14 protein-coding genes are annotated in these 15,628 nt (G+C 38.6%); 7 read left to right on the top strand and 7 right to left on the bottom strand.

Annotation, left to right across the window (positions count from 1 at the left end):
* The first annotated feature begins 14 nt into the window (after positions 1 to 14).
* Positions 15 to 1,022, top strand: coding sequence for a substrate-binding domain-containing protein (locus PPBDW_RS19625; protein WP_036792962.1), 1,008 nt, complete (start codon positions 15 to 17; stop codon positions 1,020 to 1,022).
* Positions 1,023 to 1,060: 38 nt separating this feature from the next.
* Here PPBDW_RS19625 and PPBDW_RS19620 read toward each other — a convergent pair whose 3' ends face one another.
* Genes PPBDW_RS19620 through PPBDW_RS19610 form a run of 3 tightly spaced genes read right to left on the bottom strand, consistent with a single transcriptional unit; the run spans position 1,061 to position 4,020 of the window.
* A complete protein-coding gene (locus tag PPBDW_RS19620; protein WP_036791834.1) occupies positions 1,061 to 1,699 on the bottom strand; it encodes a bifunctional 4-hydroxy-2-oxoglutarate aldolase/2-dehydro-3-deoxy-phosphogluconate aldolase in 639 nt (212 codons plus the stop codon).
* 19 nt (positions 1,700 to 1,718) lie between these two features.
* Positions 1,719 to 3,512 carry a phosphogluconate dehydratase gene (gene edd, locus PPBDW_RS19615; protein ID WP_036791832.1) on the bottom strand — a complete coding sequence of 598 codons (1,794 nt, stop codon included), beginning with the start codon at positions 3,510 to 3,512 and terminating at the stop codon, positions 1,719 to 1,721.
* Positions 3,505 to 4,020: a gluconokinase gene (locus PPBDW_RS19610; protein WP_036791830.1), complete on the bottom strand. Its 516-nt coding sequence runs from the start codon at positions 4,018 to 4,020 to the stop codon at positions 3,505 to 3,507. Before PPBDW_RS19610 ends, edd begins: the two co-directional genes overlap by 8 nt.
* Before the next feature lie 167 nt (positions 4,021 to 4,187).
* Between PPBDW_RS19610 and PPBDW_RS19605 the strand changes: the two genes are divergently transcribed.
* The 3 genes from PPBDW_RS19605 to PPBDW_RS19600 all read left to right on the top strand — a co-directional run bounded on the left by PPBDW_RS19605 (position 4,188) and on the right by PPBDW_RS19600 (position 7,746).
* Positions 4,188 to 5,549: a GntP family permease gene (locus PPBDW_RS19605; RefSeq protein WP_036791829.1), complete on the top strand. Its 1,362-nt coding sequence runs from the start codon at positions 4,188 to 4,190 to the stop codon at positions 5,547 to 5,549.
* Positions 5,550 to 6,278: 729 nt separating this feature from the next.
* Positions 6,279 to 6,404 (top strand): hypothetical protein, encoded by a 126-nt coding sequence (locus tag PPBDW_RS22880; protein WP_279382183.1) that lies wholly within the window; start codon positions 6,279 to 6,281, stop codon positions 6,402 to 6,404.
* A gap of 937 nt (positions 6,405 to 7,341) precedes the next feature.
* A complete protein-coding gene (locus PPBDW_RS19600) occupies positions 7,342 to 7,746 on the top strand; it encodes a helix-turn-helix domain-containing protein (RefSeq protein ID WP_036791827.1) in 405 nt (134 codons plus the stop codon).
* A gap of 34 nt (positions 7,747 to 7,780) precedes the next feature.
* Here the strand turns inward: PPBDW_RS19600 and PPBDW_RS19595 are convergent, their stop codons facing one another.
* From PPBDW_RS19595 to PPBDW_RS19585, 3 genes are all read right to left on the bottom strand, one after another.
* Entirely contained in the window at positions 7,781 to 7,984 is a 204-nt protein-coding gene (locus PPBDW_RS19595; RefSeq protein ID WP_036791825.1) for a hypothetical protein, read from the bottom strand.
* A gap of 318 nt (positions 7,985 to 8,302) precedes the next feature.
* Positions 8,303 to 9,469 carry an ABC transporter substrate-binding protein gene (locus PPBDW_RS19590; protein ID WP_036791823.1) on the bottom strand — a complete coding sequence of 389 codons (1,167 nt, stop codon included), beginning with the start codon at positions 9,467 to 9,469 and terminating at the stop codon, positions 8,303 to 8,305.
* A gap of 18 nt (positions 9,470 to 9,487) precedes the next feature.
* A complete protein-coding gene (locus PPBDW_RS19585) occupies positions 9,488 to 10,414 on the bottom strand; it encodes a porin (protein ID WP_036791820.1) in 927 nt (308 codons plus the stop codon).
* Positions 10,415 to 11,123: 709 nt separating this feature from the next.
* On the opposite strand from PPBDW_RS19585, the gene PPBDW_RS19580 reads away from it, so the two are divergent.
* From PPBDW_RS19580 to PPBDW_RS19570, 3 genes are read left to right on the top strand one after another with little or no spacing between them, the layout of a single operon-like run.
* Complete coding sequence (locus PPBDW_RS19580) at positions 11,124 to 12,131, top strand: putative transporter (protein ID WP_054262191.1); 1,008 nt, start codon at positions 11,124 to 11,126, stop codon at positions 12,129 to 12,131.
* 2 nt (positions 12,132 to 12,133) lie between these two features.
* Complete coding sequence (locus tag PPBDW_RS19575; protein ID WP_036791817.1) at positions 12,134 to 14,275, top strand: TonB-dependent siderophore receptor; 2,142 nt, start codon at positions 12,134 to 12,136, stop codon at positions 14,273 to 14,275.
* Positions 14,276 to 14,315: 40 nt separating this feature from the next.
* Positions 14,316 to 14,753: a hypothetical protein gene (locus tag PPBDW_RS19570; RefSeq protein ID WP_054262190.1), complete on the top strand. Its 438-nt coding sequence runs from the start codon at positions 14,316 to 14,318 to the stop codon at positions 14,751 to 14,753.
* Between the two features lie 62 nt (positions 14,754 to 14,815).
* On the opposite strand, the gene PPBDW_RS19565 is transcribed toward PPBDW_RS19570, so the two are convergent.
* The gene (locus tag PPBDW_RS19565; protein ID WP_036791813.1) at positions 14,816 to 15,271 is read right to left on the bottom strand and encodes a hypothetical protein; all 456 of its coding nucleotides are present in this window, start codon (positions 15,269 to 15,271) and stop codon (positions 14,816 to 14,818) included.
* Between the last annotated feature and the right edge of the window lie 357 nt (positions 15,272 to 15,628).

Genomic DNA, 15,628 nt, shown 5'->3' with positions numbered 1-15,628 from the left:
GATTTGGCTACTTTATGTCTTCAATACCTAAACATCGTCCAACACTGAATGATATTGCTTCACACGTTGGTGTTACCAAAATGACGGTTAGTCGCTACTTACGCGATCCAAACTCTGTGGCGGTTGCAACAAGAGAAAAAATAGCCGTTGTGATTGAAGAAATGGGTTATGTACCAAGTCGAGCGCCGGATATTTTATCTAACCGTAATAGTAAAGCGATTGGCATTTTAATTCCTTCCCTTTCTAACCAAGTCTTTGCCTCTTTAATTCAAGGAATTGAAGCAGTAACTAAAGCACAAGGCTACCAAACCTTAATTACCCACTACGGTTATAGCCCCGAAGAAGAAGAGAAAAAAATATGCTCTTTATTGTCCTATCACGTTGATGGCTTAATTTTAACGGAAAGCATTCATACTCGACGTACATTAAAAATGATCGAGTCAGCAGGGGTATCTGTTGTAGAAACAATTGATTTGCCGGAAAAACCGATTGAGCTTGTCGTTGGCCTAGATCATGAGCAAGCTGCTTATGAAATGGTATCACTCATGATAGCGCGTGGACGTCGTCAGATTGTGTATTTTGCCGCGCGGATGGATCGTCGTACTCAATTACGTTGCGATGGTTATACTCGCGCCATAACCGAAAATGGCTTAACGCCGATCATGATTGCTACAGAAGAACACTCAAGCTTTACTCAAGGACGATTATTAATGGCAAAGTCACTTCTGGACTACCCATTATTAGATGGTGTTTTTTGTACCAATGATGATTTAGCAATTGGTGCCATGATGTTATGCCAAGAACGTCATATCGTCATACCACAGCAAATTGCGATTGCTGGCTGTAATGCATTAGATATAGGTAAAGCTATTTCACCCACATTAGCCAGTATTGAAACACCACGAGAGCAAATGGGTAAAATGGCGGCAGAGTTACTATTAAAAAAACTATCAAATAAAAAGATAACCAAACCCATTAATAATATTGGTTATTCAATCTTTTTAGGAGATAGCTTAGGTTAAAGCGCATCATGCTAATACATCATGCGCTTTAAATACTATTAACTCAGTAACGCTACGGCTTGTTTTGATAACTGGGTGATTTTATCCCACTGGCCATTATCTATCAGATCTTTAGGTAGCATCCAAGAACCGCCTACTGTTGCTACACATTGTAGTGATTTATATTGATCAACATTTGCTGGACTAATACCACCCGTTGGACAAAAGCTCACTTGTGGCAATGGTGCTGAAATTGCCGCTAATACTTTCGCGCCGCCATTGGCTTCTGCTGGAAAGAATTTAAGCTGTTGATAGCCAAGTTCAAGTGCTTGCATGACTTCAGATGGAGAACTCACTCCAGGAATTAATGGTGCTTGACCTTTTTTAGCATGAGCTAATAATTCAGGTGTCATTCCAGGTGAAATAACAAATTTTGCACCCGCGGCGACAGCAGCATCATACTGCTCACAGTTCAATACCGTTCCAGCACCCACCATTGCTTCCGGCATCGCTGCTGCAATGATACGAATAGCCTCTAATGCTACAGGTGTGCGTAATGTAATTTCAAAGACTGTTATCCCACCATCGAGTAATGCTTGTGTCATCGGCAGCGCATGCTCTAGCTTTTCGATAACCATAACAGGAACAACAGGTGATGCCTTAAATACGTCTTTAGGGTCTAGTTGCCAACAATTCATTTTATATCCTTATGCTAAATCAGTTAAAAATAGTCGCGCCAGTATCAGCACTTGAAATTTGAGAACGAAAACCTGCGAATAAATTTCGGCCCCAAGTTTGTGGTTGATCTTGGTAAGTAAACTCAGGCACATGACGTAATGACAAATCAGCATTAACATTAAGTACGCCACGTACGGCATCAAACTCAATCATATCGCCATCTCTGATCAAGCCTATTTCACCACCACAAAAAGCTTCTGGAGTAACATGTATTGCCGCCGCTATTTTGCCTGATGCGCCAGATAGTCGGCCATCTGTAACTAACGCAACACGATAACCTAACTTTTGAATGTTCCCCAAAATAGGCATTAGTTTATGTAATTCAGGCATACCATTAGCTGCGGGGCCGTTATGGGTCACAACAACAATAACATCCTGATTTAATTCGCCATTTTTATATGCTTGTTCTACTTCATTTTGGCATTGAAAAACTTTTGCTGGTGCGGTTATCTGTTGATATTCAGTCGCAACGGCTGATACTTTAATCACTGATTTACCGATATTACCGCTCAATACTTTTAACCCACCGCTGCCACTAAACACTTGTGTCGGTATTGCCAACACCTCAGTATTGGTACTATCACCGCAAGGAACCCAAACCAGCTGCTCATCTTTTACAATCGGCGTTGTCATTAAGTCAGCAAACTCGCCAAATGCTGTCTTAACATTGGTATTTAATAATCCTAACGCATGCAGATTTTTCATTAATACTGGCACCCCGCCAGCCTGTTGGAAGGCATTAATATCTTCAGGGCCATTTGGATACATACGCACTAGTAACGGAACCACATCAGATAACTCACTAATATCATCCCAAGTTAAAATAAGTCCGGCACATCGAGCAATAGCAACCATATGTAAGCTGTGATTGGTACTTCCTCCCGAAGCGAGCCAAGCTACAAGACCATTAACGAGACTTTCCGCTGTAAATACTTCATATAAAGGGCGATATTGTTGTGATTGGCTATGCATAGCCGCAATTTTACATGATGCCGCTTGAGTTAAAGCATGGCGTAACGCACTATTTGGAGCCACAAAAGCTGATCCTGGTAGCATTAATCCCATCGCTTCAAGAACTAATTGATTGGTATTCGCCGTCCCATAAAATGTACAGGTACCTGGAGAGTGATACGCCTGACATTCCATATTTAATAAGGTTTCTTTGGTTGCCGATCCTGCCGCATATTGCTGACGAACAGTCACTTTTTCATCATTACTGATCCCTGTACCCATCGGGCCAACGGGAATAAAAGCCGTCGGTAAATGAGCAAACGATAACGCCCCCATTAATTGACCCGGTGCAATTTTGTCACAAATACTGAGCAATAATGTGCCATCAAACGCATTATGACTTAATGAAATCGCCGTTGCTTGAGCAACAATATCGCGCGAAAAGAGCGACAGCTCCATGCCCGGTTGCCCTTGAGTAATACCATCACACATTGCAGGAACACTTCCAGCAACTTGACAGGTATGCCCTAACGGTCGCAATGCTTCTGCGATAATATCAGGGTAAAATTTGTAAGGCTGATGTGCACTTAGCATATCGTTATAGGCTGTTACGATACCAAGATTTGAATGTAACAAATCTAAAATCGAGCTTTTCTCTTGAGAGCAATTAGCCGCAACAACATGGGCTAAGTTTCCGCAAGATAACTGACGACGACCTCGACCAGAGTTGACCATGTCTAATGTCATGTCTAGCCATTGACGGTAACTGGTCTCACTGCGCTGCTTAATTCGTTGAGTAATACGAGTAATAATCTTATTCATTGATATTTCCTACCAATACGGCAACGGCAGCATCCACAATGTTATCGATAGAACCATCGATTGAAATAGTAAATACGCCAACTTCTTGATCCGGTCTTTCTAATGTTTCCAATTGGCTATCCAGCATGGTTTCACGCATGAAATGCCCTTGGCGCGCACGCATTCGATCTAAAATGAGTGACTTGCTACCATCAAGAAAAATAAACTGTACATTTTTATTGCCTTCACGAATTTGGTCGCGATATTTCTTTTTCAAAGCAGAGCAAACAATTACACCCGTTTCATTCTTAGTTTCAATGCTATAGGCTGCGTCACGGATACGTTCAAGCCACGGTGCTCTATCGATATCCTCTAAAGGCGTACCACTTGCCATTTTTTGAATATTTGCTTTAGGGTGTAAATCATCGCCATCAATAAATTTTGCATTGAGCTTATTAGCAATGTTTTCACCGATTGTTGATTTGCCACAACCGCACACGCCCATAACAATGATGCTTCTGCCTGTCATTTATTCTACCTTCCTCTCATTTTTGGATACGGGCTTATCGAATTGCTTGTAAGTTACCATGTTACGGGTAACATGTTACCCGTAACTTCGCGGTGTGTGAAGTTATTCACAATAAAAAAAACAGAACGTTATTACCTCAATTTTAATTTTTGCTGGAGAAATCCTGTATGACGCAAGATCCTACATTCTTATTATTAGTTGCTACTGGCTCAATCGCCCTGTTATTGATCCTCATTATGCGCTTTAAAATACATGCCTTTTTAGCGCTGACATTAGTGAGCTTTTTAACCGCAGTTGTTACTGGCGTGCAAGCTGATCAAGTCGTACCAACAATGATGTCTGGTTTTGGTGGCACGCTAGCATCTGTTGCACTTCTCGTTGGTCTCGGTACCATGATTGGTCGTATTCTAGAAGTGACTGGTGGCGCAAAAGTATTAGCCGACACACTCATTGGCCGATTTGGTTCTGATAAAGCCCCGTTTGCACTGGGTGTCGCTTCATTACTGTTTGGTTTCCCAATCTTTTTTGATGCGGGACTGATTGTTATGATGCCGATTCTGTTTAGTGTTGCTAAACAGTTTGGCGGCTCGACTATTAAATATGCATTACCTGTTGCCGGTGCTTTTGCCGTGATGCATGCATTTCTGCCACCGCACCCAGGCCCAGTTGCTGCCAGTGAGTTATTAGGCGCTAATATTGGACTATTAACTTTTGTTGGTCTGGTGATTGCCTTACCAACTTGGTATTTAGGTGCTTATTTATATGGTTTATGGGCTGGTGAGCGTTTTAATTTACCGCTACCCCAAGCATTTTTAGCAACTCAAAGTGTTATTGATGAAGATAAACTTCCTAAATTTTCACTTGTTATTACAATTCTACTGCTACCACTAGTACTTATCTTTATGGATACAGGACTGAATACATTATCAGTCATGGGCATGGTTGATCCCCAGTCAACTTGGGTAAACATTTTGCGTATGCTAGGTAAAACACCTGTCGCATTAATGATTACCTTACTATTCTGTTTGGCGGTATTTGCCAAAGATTACGGCATGGCAAAACTAGAAAAGCTATGTGGTGATTCATTAGCACCTATTTGTGCCGTTATCCTGGTAACGGGTGCTGGCGGTATGTTTGGTGGGGTATTACGTGCAAGTGGTATTGGTGATGCGCTAGCTGGTGTTCTTACCGATACAGGTATGCCTGTTATTGTGGCGGCATTTTTAATTGCAACCGCACTACGTGTTGCTCAAGGATCGGCAACGGTAGCTTTAACAACGACTGCTGCATTAATTGCTCCAATGGTAGCAGCAACTACCGGCCTTAGTGCTTTTGATTTATGTTTTATCGTAATCGCGATTGCATCTGGTGCGACAGTATTATCGCACTTTAATGACTCAGGCTTCTGGCTAGTCGGTCGACTACTTGATATGGATGAGAAAACAACACTTAAGACTTGGACAGTAATGGAAACGTTATTAGGAACCATCGCTTTCACTATTGCAGCAACATTGAGTATTTTCTTATAACGAGCTCATAATTAGTAAGTATTAATTTAATAAGGCTAAACATTAATGTTTAGCCTTTTTTTATATTTAATCGAAAGTACAAATTTGTTGATCATTTAGCACCTACTCATGCCGACACAGCTCGATGTTTCATCGCTGATATTAAACATTATATCCAATTAAGGCACCTACTAATCAGTTTCAGAATTGATAACGAACCCCAATAAATGTTAACAACTATTATTCGTGTTTCGATTTTTATTGTGCCTCAATATGATAGTTATCCTTTGACTAAATTATCAGTATCAGCTGTCGAGTTATATTATTTAAAATAGCCCCCGACACCAAAATATTTCATAGCCGAAAAATTTAGGATTTCATTTATTTCGTTTAATTTAATGCCCTATAAAAGTGAATAAAGTCGCCATTATAACCAATGCTAGCTTTCCATTTACTACTCAATAAAAAACAAACGTCCTCGTCATTCACATTAATTGTACATATTTCGTACTTAAGCTATAAAAATATTTTATCTTTTATCTACGTGCTTAAATCGCACAACTCCTATCGCAACCACTACGTATAATAATGATCTTACGCTGATATCTCGCTATCGCATTCCAGAGCACCCATGTTTTTTGGCCATTTATGACACATTTTCTGTAGATTTTTTCTTGAATATCTGTTGTTGTCTTATTCATAATAGTAAGTGGCAATTAATAAACCATCACTAACAAAAGAGGATTTCTCTTGAAAAATTCATCTCAAAATGAAGTAAACAATGACGCATTTGTACAACTATCAGTCGACGAAGATGGTAAAATTATGGTCCATATCATTACTCGAAAACAAGACGTAAAAATACCCGATCAATAACAACTTGGAGGAGTCATTTTGTTGCCAATAAATGTTAAAAACTCACACAAACAAATAACAATTCAAACTTATGTTGAGTGCCTCGCAACATGGGTATTCATCAACAAAAAATCCCCAAAAGATCGTTCTTAAACGTCACACGTCATCAATTATATTTATAGCGTTACAATCCAATTAGTAATCAAATCCTTAATCGTCACTGCAAGACGCTACATTAAATCTTTTCTCTATTGCTTGAGTTCGATTTAGCCAATGGACTAGAGTTATTCTGTGCCTGTTTGAGAGGCTTATAAACAATATTCTACTTGTTCTGCTGTCCCAGCTTGTACACATCCTAGGTTAAGTTAACACTGCGATGCATTGACAATAACGGTCTAATCTAGCACTCATAAGTAAGTTAATTCATATCAAAGATTATGCATCATTGCGACCTAAAGGTTACCAAAGATGTTAGCTTGATAATAATTACAAGCTTAATCGTCGATTCTGCTATCGCTAATATACCGCAACGAATAAAAGAAAACGGCTTGTCTTTCACTAACAAACCCTGAAATATAAACACTATTTTGTTTACCTTAAAATCAACTATTAATTATTTTAATTTTATTAAAAATCACAAATTATTAAATAAAATCATATAATACAACATGATAATAAAAATAAACAAAACAACAACTCACCTTAAAGTAAACAAAAAATAATAATTATTATAAAAACATAACAATAGTTTTGTTGAATATTTGTGCTATATTTAAAAAATATCTTTCAAAAACCCTATAAAAAATAGAAAAACTTTATGCCGTCAGTTGTTTTAAAGGTATATACTTTATGTTCGGAGTGATTCAATTAAATAACAAAATCAAACTCAGTAAAAATGGGTAGTTTCTCCGAATCGTTCTCCTATTTTTTAGGGAATTTTTGTACGGGAGTAATAAAAATGAGATTCAGAAGAACAGACGACAAATACATCGAGTTACGAGCAGCGTTCAAACAAAACTTAATCAAGTACATGAACCGCGACGGTATGACTCATGCTGAGTTAGCGAGAACATTAGGTGTATCTCGATCATCTGTTACTAGATACCTTTCTGACGACGAAAAGACGGGATCAATGCCTAACCTCGATGTTTTAGAAAAGATGACCCACGTTTTTCGATGTGAAGTGGAAGATCTTGTCCCTACTATCGCGCCAGGAGCTAATTCACGATTTATTTCGATTGATACCTCAACCAATCAAACTATCGCTGAAGGACTACTCGGAATAATTTCAGAACGAGATATCAAAGCAATTGTTCGAATTGCTAAACGAATGAAAGAAGAACAAGGCAAACAAAATAATTAGCAAAAGCCCCACAATAAATGGGGCTTTTTATTATTTAAAATAAGGTTATTTCGCCTTTTGATGCATCCCCCCACGGATTTTCACTCATATTATTTAAATCAATTTGAGGCTGCTTTGCCGATACATCAAGCTCAATAACCTTATCTACAGTATTATCATTAGAGTATCTCATGAGAATACCGAGAAAAATAAACAGTGCGTATATACCTAATTTAATTGCTATTTTACGTGAAATCATACTGTCCCTCCGTAACGAATATCAATAGCCTTCGAAAATCCATCAATAAAGCCCTTCGAGAGGATCACAAATGCACTAAACCTAACCGAATGATTCTGGATTAACTCGTTAGTTATATATTTACTACCAGTCACTGATGGGTAAATTAATAACTTTTTCATCATCGAAGCTCTCTTGGTTACTATTCACTTTATATTTTTGAAAATAAAAAACATAAAGTTAAAAGTTAACAATAAAAAGCCTCGCAATTACGAGGCTAAATATTTGCAATAAAAGATATATTCAACCTGATATCTAATTAATTGAATCTAATTGAATTCAAAACTTATTGGACATCGCTTCAAAGTTATTGATGCCAAAGATACCCTTTACATCATTATTGCCGAGCTTTTTATTCATTTCTTCAAAAGTCGCTTCTGGATTTAAATCTTTAAATAAATCAGGATGAATCCACTTAGCAAAATATTCAAGCGCTACCAAGTTATAAGGCGAGTTATAAAATGGTTTATAAACAGCATAAACATTCTTAGTTTGGAAAGCTTTGGTCGCTTTTAACCAATCACGCGACATTAGCATTGCAGTTTGGCTCGCAATTTCTTCTTTATTCATCGCATAACCTAGCGGAATTCCATGCGTAGCTTTACCCGTTTTTTTATCAATCCATCCCGCTGACTGCATAATATAAACATCAGTGCTAGCTGTGATAATTGTTTCTGGTGACATAACACCTTTATGAGCGCCTTTTAATGGCTTGGCGGCAATATTCTCAGCTTTAAGTAAGGTAATAAAATCACTCATATTACCGCCAGCATATGTGTCACAGCAAGATTCAAACGTGTAGCCCGCAGCTGTCTCTAAGAAAACATTTTTGGTCTTGATTTCAGGATGCTTCGCAATCACATCTTTAATGTGATTTAAATGCTCGAGGTAATAATCAGAGAATGCTTGACCTCGTTTCTCTTGTCCTAATGCCTTCGCAACTGTGGTAACTGATTTTAATGTATTATCAATCGTCTTATCACGGAAATCAGCCGTTATAACCTTGATCCCAGCATCATCTAACTTTTGAATTAATCCAGTTGATTCCGCCTTTTTGGCGCTGTCTAAGCCAATGATTAACACATCGGGTTTTGGTTTCATATTAATAAAAGCTTCGGCATCAAACTGCCCTTTACTAATCTTACCGATAGTGTGAGCGTTTGCTAACGATGGATAACGCTTAACATAAAGCTCATACATGCTTGGCGCTGAGTTCTTCATATCATCACGCATAGCAACTAGATGTTTACCGGCATCTTTACCGTAAACGATCTCTAATAGCGGGAAATTTCTCGCCGTACCTAAAGCAATATGCTCCGGCTCATGATCGAAAGTAATTGCTCTACCCGTTACATCTGTCACTGTCATCGGATAATCAGCAGCAAGCGCAGAGCAAGATATGATCGCGCCTAATGTCAGAGTTAAGACTTTTAAACTAGTTTTCATATTAAACCTTATTAGAGATTAGAAATCGTAACGAACGCCGATCATTTCTTGCACTGTGTTATTAACGGTATCGTAATTAATTGCTGCATAAGTTCGAAATTGCTTATTCCACTTCGCGGTAATATCAGTATTAACTGCACGAGTGGCATCACCTTTATCAAAATGCAATTCACCGAAACCAATAGTTGCCTTATAGGTTGAATTAATTTTATAAGCTGCAACTAGATCATAACCGTTACCGGTCTTATCTTTAACTTTCCGCTTCGTATATAAAGCACCAAGATATAATTTATCTAATTGGTAACCTAAACCTATATCGAATTGCTGTTTCGATTTCTTCTCAACCTTGGCTTGTTTCGCATAACCGATACCTGCTATTAATCCGCTATCAGCAATCACTTGTGATCCAGCAATAGAAAAACCGCCATCAAAGTCACCTTTGGCTTTACCTTCTGCTCCGGCATAATTTGCGCTTAAAGTGGTTCCGGAGTCATTTGCATAAGTGGCGGCAATACTGTTTGCAACTCGCTTACCGACTTTGAACTTGTCAGCAGCTATCGCACCATAAGCAGCTTGAATATCAGTAAGATCAGTAACAGCACTCATCGAACCATCCGTCTTACCGTAAACAAGTGTTGCATAACCATTATCTAAAAAGGCTTTAATACCAACGTATAAATGACGGGTCTTTTCTGATTTAGCCTTAAACTCCTGTTCAAATACACCAATTCCGCTAATAGTATCTGTCAGCTTAGTTTCGCCTGAAATTTTAACTCTCGTTCGGCTTAGATCACTAATATCGTGATCGCGATTTTCTGCTCTCGCTTCAATTCGCCCACCAATTTCAAGCTTAGAATCATCCGTTTTATAAATACTTGCAGCGTTTACAGCGCCACTTGTACTAGCCAAACATAACAATCCAAGGACAAGCTTATTTCTATTCATCAAAGATGACCTCAACTAATAAACCATCATTAATGTTACCCCGAGGTAACCCAAGAATGAGAATAATAAGCATTTGTGTTTGATTGTCAATTTTTGTTACACTTTTTATTCATAATGAATAGATATTTTTTTATTAAGATTATGATTTTAAATTGATAATATATTTCATTTATAAAAGTGCTGCGATTCAAGTAATTTAACTATATTTACTTGGATTTAGTTATTCTTAGTTTTTATAAACCTGGTTGCTTTTCAGGTTAACAATTAACAGCCAGTAGATAGCTTAACAGAAGAAACTATAATGTTTGTCGTTAGAGAGAAGCCAGGTGATGAAACATACCTAGACCAAGCTTGCAGTTACCCTATAAAAAATAGCACTTTATAGGTTAACAGTTTATTGTTTCAAGCGTGGTTATCTTAATTAATAAAATCACCATCCATTTATGTGAACGGTAAACTCCTCCTCACTATACATCTTAATGAAAACGCTCTACATACTCTGCAATATGATTAATTTACAGAGTATATCAATATCAACCATCAAATAAGCAAACCCAATATCCTCCATAAATATCACCTTAAGCTCATTTTTTATTGTCAATAAAATTTAATTTTTAGTTTAAACTTGTTGCTTCTTGGGTTAACATTTACCATAAATAAGAGGTAATGATAATCATTATCATTTGATCAAATCCAAGAGGCTACTTTCATGTTTCGTTGTTTTTACCTTAATAAAAAGTGGGTCTTTTGGTCGGTTTACGGTACAGCGGCTGTCGTCCTGATTAACTGGTTTCGTGTTGGTGTCGATGTCAAATTGAATTATTGGAATGGTGAATTTTACGATCTTATTCAAGCCGCTTTAATCGCTCCAAATACAGTATCTATTGGTGATTTTAAAAACACCGTCATCGACTTTTTCAAACTAACAAGTATTTACGTCGTTATCTCCGTCGTCGTTGACTATTTCGTCCGCCATTGGATTTTTCGTTGGCGCTGTGCAATGAACGAACATTACATGTCACATTGGAGTTTAATTCGTCACATTGAAGGCTCAAGTCAGCGAATTCAAGAAGATACGATGAGATTTGCAAAACTCGTCGAAGATCTCGGCATCAGTATCCTTAGAAACTTTATGACCTTGGCAACATTTATTCCGCTACTGTGGGAGCTATCAAAAAAGGTAAAGGTTATCCCATTCTTTGGCGAAGTTGAGCACTCAATGGTAATCGTTGCCGTTATTTCTTCATTCGGAGGAATGGCGTTCCTTATGTATGTTGGCCGAAAGCTTCCTGGACTTGAATATAACAATCAACGTGTAGAAGCAGCATATAGAAAAGAACTTGTTCTTGGTGAAGACAATGTCGACAAAGCCGGCCCTCAAACAGTAAAAGCATTATTTAATGATGTTCGACATAATTATTTCAATATGTATCGCGGCTACTTGATGTTTGACAGTTTCTCGAGTGCCTATGGTAAATATTCAGAGCTCACTGTTTACATATTTATGAGCCCAACAATTCTACAAGCCGCTATAACGCTAGGTGTTCTAAAACAAATCACCTCATCATATTCAAAAGTTGAAAGTTCTTTACGATTTTTAATTCGTCGCTGGTCAAGTTGCGTCGAATTAATGTCGATCTATAAGCGATTGAGAGCCTTTGAGTCGCAAATAGATGCCGCCGCCTTCGGGCAAAAAGTCACCATAATAAAGTTGTAATTATGAATAATTTTAAGTTATCTACTGTTGCATGTTTAGTCGCTTCGACTTTCCTGTCGTTCTCTGCTTTCGCTGAGTCGGATCCGAACGATACTTCGATATTTGATGAGGTTGTCGTTAAGGCTGAGCGTCCAGATTATAAAGCCTCAACGACAAATACCGCGTTTAAAATGGATGTTAGTCAGCTAGAGACCCCACGATCTACAAACACAATAGACCGAAAGTTATTAGATGATTTACAAGCAACATCGCTAGAAAAAGCATTTAAAAATGATGCTTCGACAGTGCAAACTCATGAAAGCGACGGACACGAAAACTTTTATATTCGTGGTTTCCAGTTAACCACTAATGAAGGTTATCTGAGAGACGGCGAACAAAAATACTCTCTTATTCAAGAGCCCGTCGAAATGTACGAAAATATCGAGATCCTAAAAGGAGGGTCAGGCTTACTCTATGGACAGTCAGAGCCAGGCGGTTTGGTTAACATGATAACCAAGACCCCGGAAGCTCGACGCCATACAATGATTTCTCAAGATATCGGGAGTGATAATTTCTTCCGTTCTGTTGTCGATACGACCGGATCGGCGACGGAAAATCTTCGCTATCGTTTCATTGGCTCAAAACAGAGCAAGGAGAATTGGCGTCATTATGCTAATGGTGATCATCCTAAAACTGATCGCGATCTGCTAGCTATCATGCTGGATTATGACATTAGCGATGACACCATGTTGTCATTGACCTATGACCATAAAACGCAAGACGGCCACAATGACAGCGGCGCTCATTTTGACGATAACGGCAATATTATCGGAGACCGTAACACTATTCTTGATATGCCGTGGTCAGATAATACCAAAGAAGAAAACAGTTATGGGATTAAGCTGTCTCATCAAATTAATGAGCGTTGGTCGGCGAAGGCTAGATATCACTATTTAGACATGTCTAATAGCGCTCGAACCTCTAGCGTTAAGCTAAACAAAGACAGTGCAAAAACGGGCGAATATACGTTCGGAACAGGCAAACGTGATAATTCATACACTGTTCATACTGCGTCAGTTGACGTTAACGGCGACTTCGACACCGGTAACGTGAATCATCAAGTGTTGATTGGTGCAAACCTTGTCGACCACGTTTACAACCGCAATAGTCGTTGGGGTGGTAAGAAGACAGCCGCGAGCTTAGATCCATCAAAGCCGACGCCGGGCTTTAACCCTGTGGTTATGAATCCTGCAAGTGGTAACTCGTATGCTCATCAAACCTATGGTCTATACGTTCAAGATTTGGTCTCGTTAAATGAGCAATGGCAAGTGCTTGCGGGCCTACGTTTTGACCATTACCGCAAGGATCGTTCGGCTAATGATAAGCGTGACGGTAAAGGCTCTGACAAGATTTATAACAATGTGATCCCTAATGCGTCGTTAATGTTCCATCCGAACCCAGACTCAACTATTTACGCGACTTATTCTCAGTCATTTATGCCTCAATCTCCGGTTGATAGTAGCCGTAATGCCAATGACGGGATGGAACGCTCGCCAGAAACTGGGAATTTATACGAGTTAGGCTTTAAACAAGAAATCTTCGGCAATCGTGCAATAGTGAGCACGTCAGTATTCCAGATCGTAAAAGATAATATCTCAGTAACTAGCGACTATACCGATCCAAATAACCCAAGCATTAGCCGTATTACTACCCAAGGCGGAAAGCGCATTCATACGGGTATTGATGCTGGCATTACTGGTCGAGTAACTGACAAGCTAACCATGAAGGCTGGAATGCAATTCATGAAAGCCAAGTATAAAGGCCAACCGAAGCACAACGGGAAAACGCCTGCCGACGTTCCGGAGTTTACCGCTAACGCTTGGGGTAACTATGAAGTTAACGACAATATCGACATTAACGCGGGAGTTTACTATGTCGGCTCTCGTTACGGTAACGATGATAATAACCAAGGCAAAAAAGCGGGTTATACCTTAGTTGATACGGGCGCAATTTACCGTATGCCAATGAAAGATGATAGCGAGCTAACGTTCCGATTTAAGGTGAATAACGTTCTCGATAAACAATACGAGGGCGGCGGTAACTATAGTGGCACGACTATTGGTCGAGGTCGAAACTACATGCTATCTGCTCAATACGACTTTTAAATAAATAGCCCGCCTCTGTGCGGGCTTTTTGGTAATAATTATGACAACAGAAATAACACGCCTCGTTTGCGGGGCAGGAATTGTCGATACCGATATCGACTTAAAGGAAAACGGTCGATATATCAATCAATATCGGACGTGGCGAGCGATGATTCGTCAAGCCTACGGCGCTAATATTAAAAACCGTCGAGTGGAGGGATTAACGGTGTGTGATGACTGGTTCTATTTCTCTAAATATAAAGCATGGTTCGACGCCAACAAAAAAGAACGGTTTTATGTTAGCCGCGACTTAAAAATCCCAGGCAATAAACATTATTCGCCGGAGACATGCGTTTTTGTTCCTTATGCTTGGGGTCGCCTATTTCCTAATGGTAGTAAAGAGCTTATTGATAAAGAAATGCAACGTTGTCGCGTTGAATACGCTAATGACAAAGAGTTTATGCGCTTAGTTGATTCAATATTAGATAGATATCAATAAAATTAAATAAACACACTCGGCGACAAGCCCAAGTGTGTTTATTATATTATTGAATAAACGTACTAATTTTTTAAAATTAATTGTGAACCTAATTGTTGTGATTGACTCGCAATAGGCTCTAATGATGGGTTGTAAGGATACGTCTTACCGTTAAACTTCATTAATACTGAGCCAATATTACTCGTCCAAACAATTAGATTTTTCCAGCCATTAGTTTCACTGTTGGCAATGCTAATCGGTGGACTTGTTATCGAACTTTGTGACATAAGTTTATAATGACTACCGAGGTTTTCAAAAACCATAAAACTACAGCCACCAGAACCGCACCAATCAGATCCTTTGAGCAATACAAGTGCATCTTTTAACCCATCACCATTGAGATCTGAATATCCAACATCAAAAAGAGGTTTAGTTTCGTGAGTAGCTTCTGACACAGATTTATTCAAATCAGGTTGGAAATTAGGTTGGCTATTACAACCAACGATCATCAAAGGCAGACATAACAACAAATATCTCATTTTTATATACTTCTATTATTAGCAGGAATGCCTATCACTTTATAACATTAACAATTTGCCAAAACTCATTGATAGAACAAAGTTCATATTATACTAAAGTACCAAATTTATTTTATATTTCTCTCGCCTCTCTAACAAATAAGCTGTCACACCAATACTTACTATGTGGTAATAATCATTCGAATTTTATCCATATTATGTACTTTATATAATTATTATATGTCTCCTTAGAAACACAGATTGTATTTAGCAAAGAGGTATTGATAAAGCAACCATCACACAAGAGCAAATGACTGACGTACAAACTTAAATCATTGATTCTAGAATGAAAAAATATCATAGAAGAAAAAGGTTATT

Origin of the sequence: Photobacterium kishitanii, from assembly GCF_000613045.3 — a bacterium.
Classification (GTDB): Bacteria; Pseudomonadota; Gammaproteobacteria; order Enterobacterales; family Vibrionaceae; genus Photobacterium; species Photobacterium kishitanii.
Note: the sequence above shows the minus strand (reverse complement) of the source record. Positions and strands in the feature narration are given on the sequence as shown.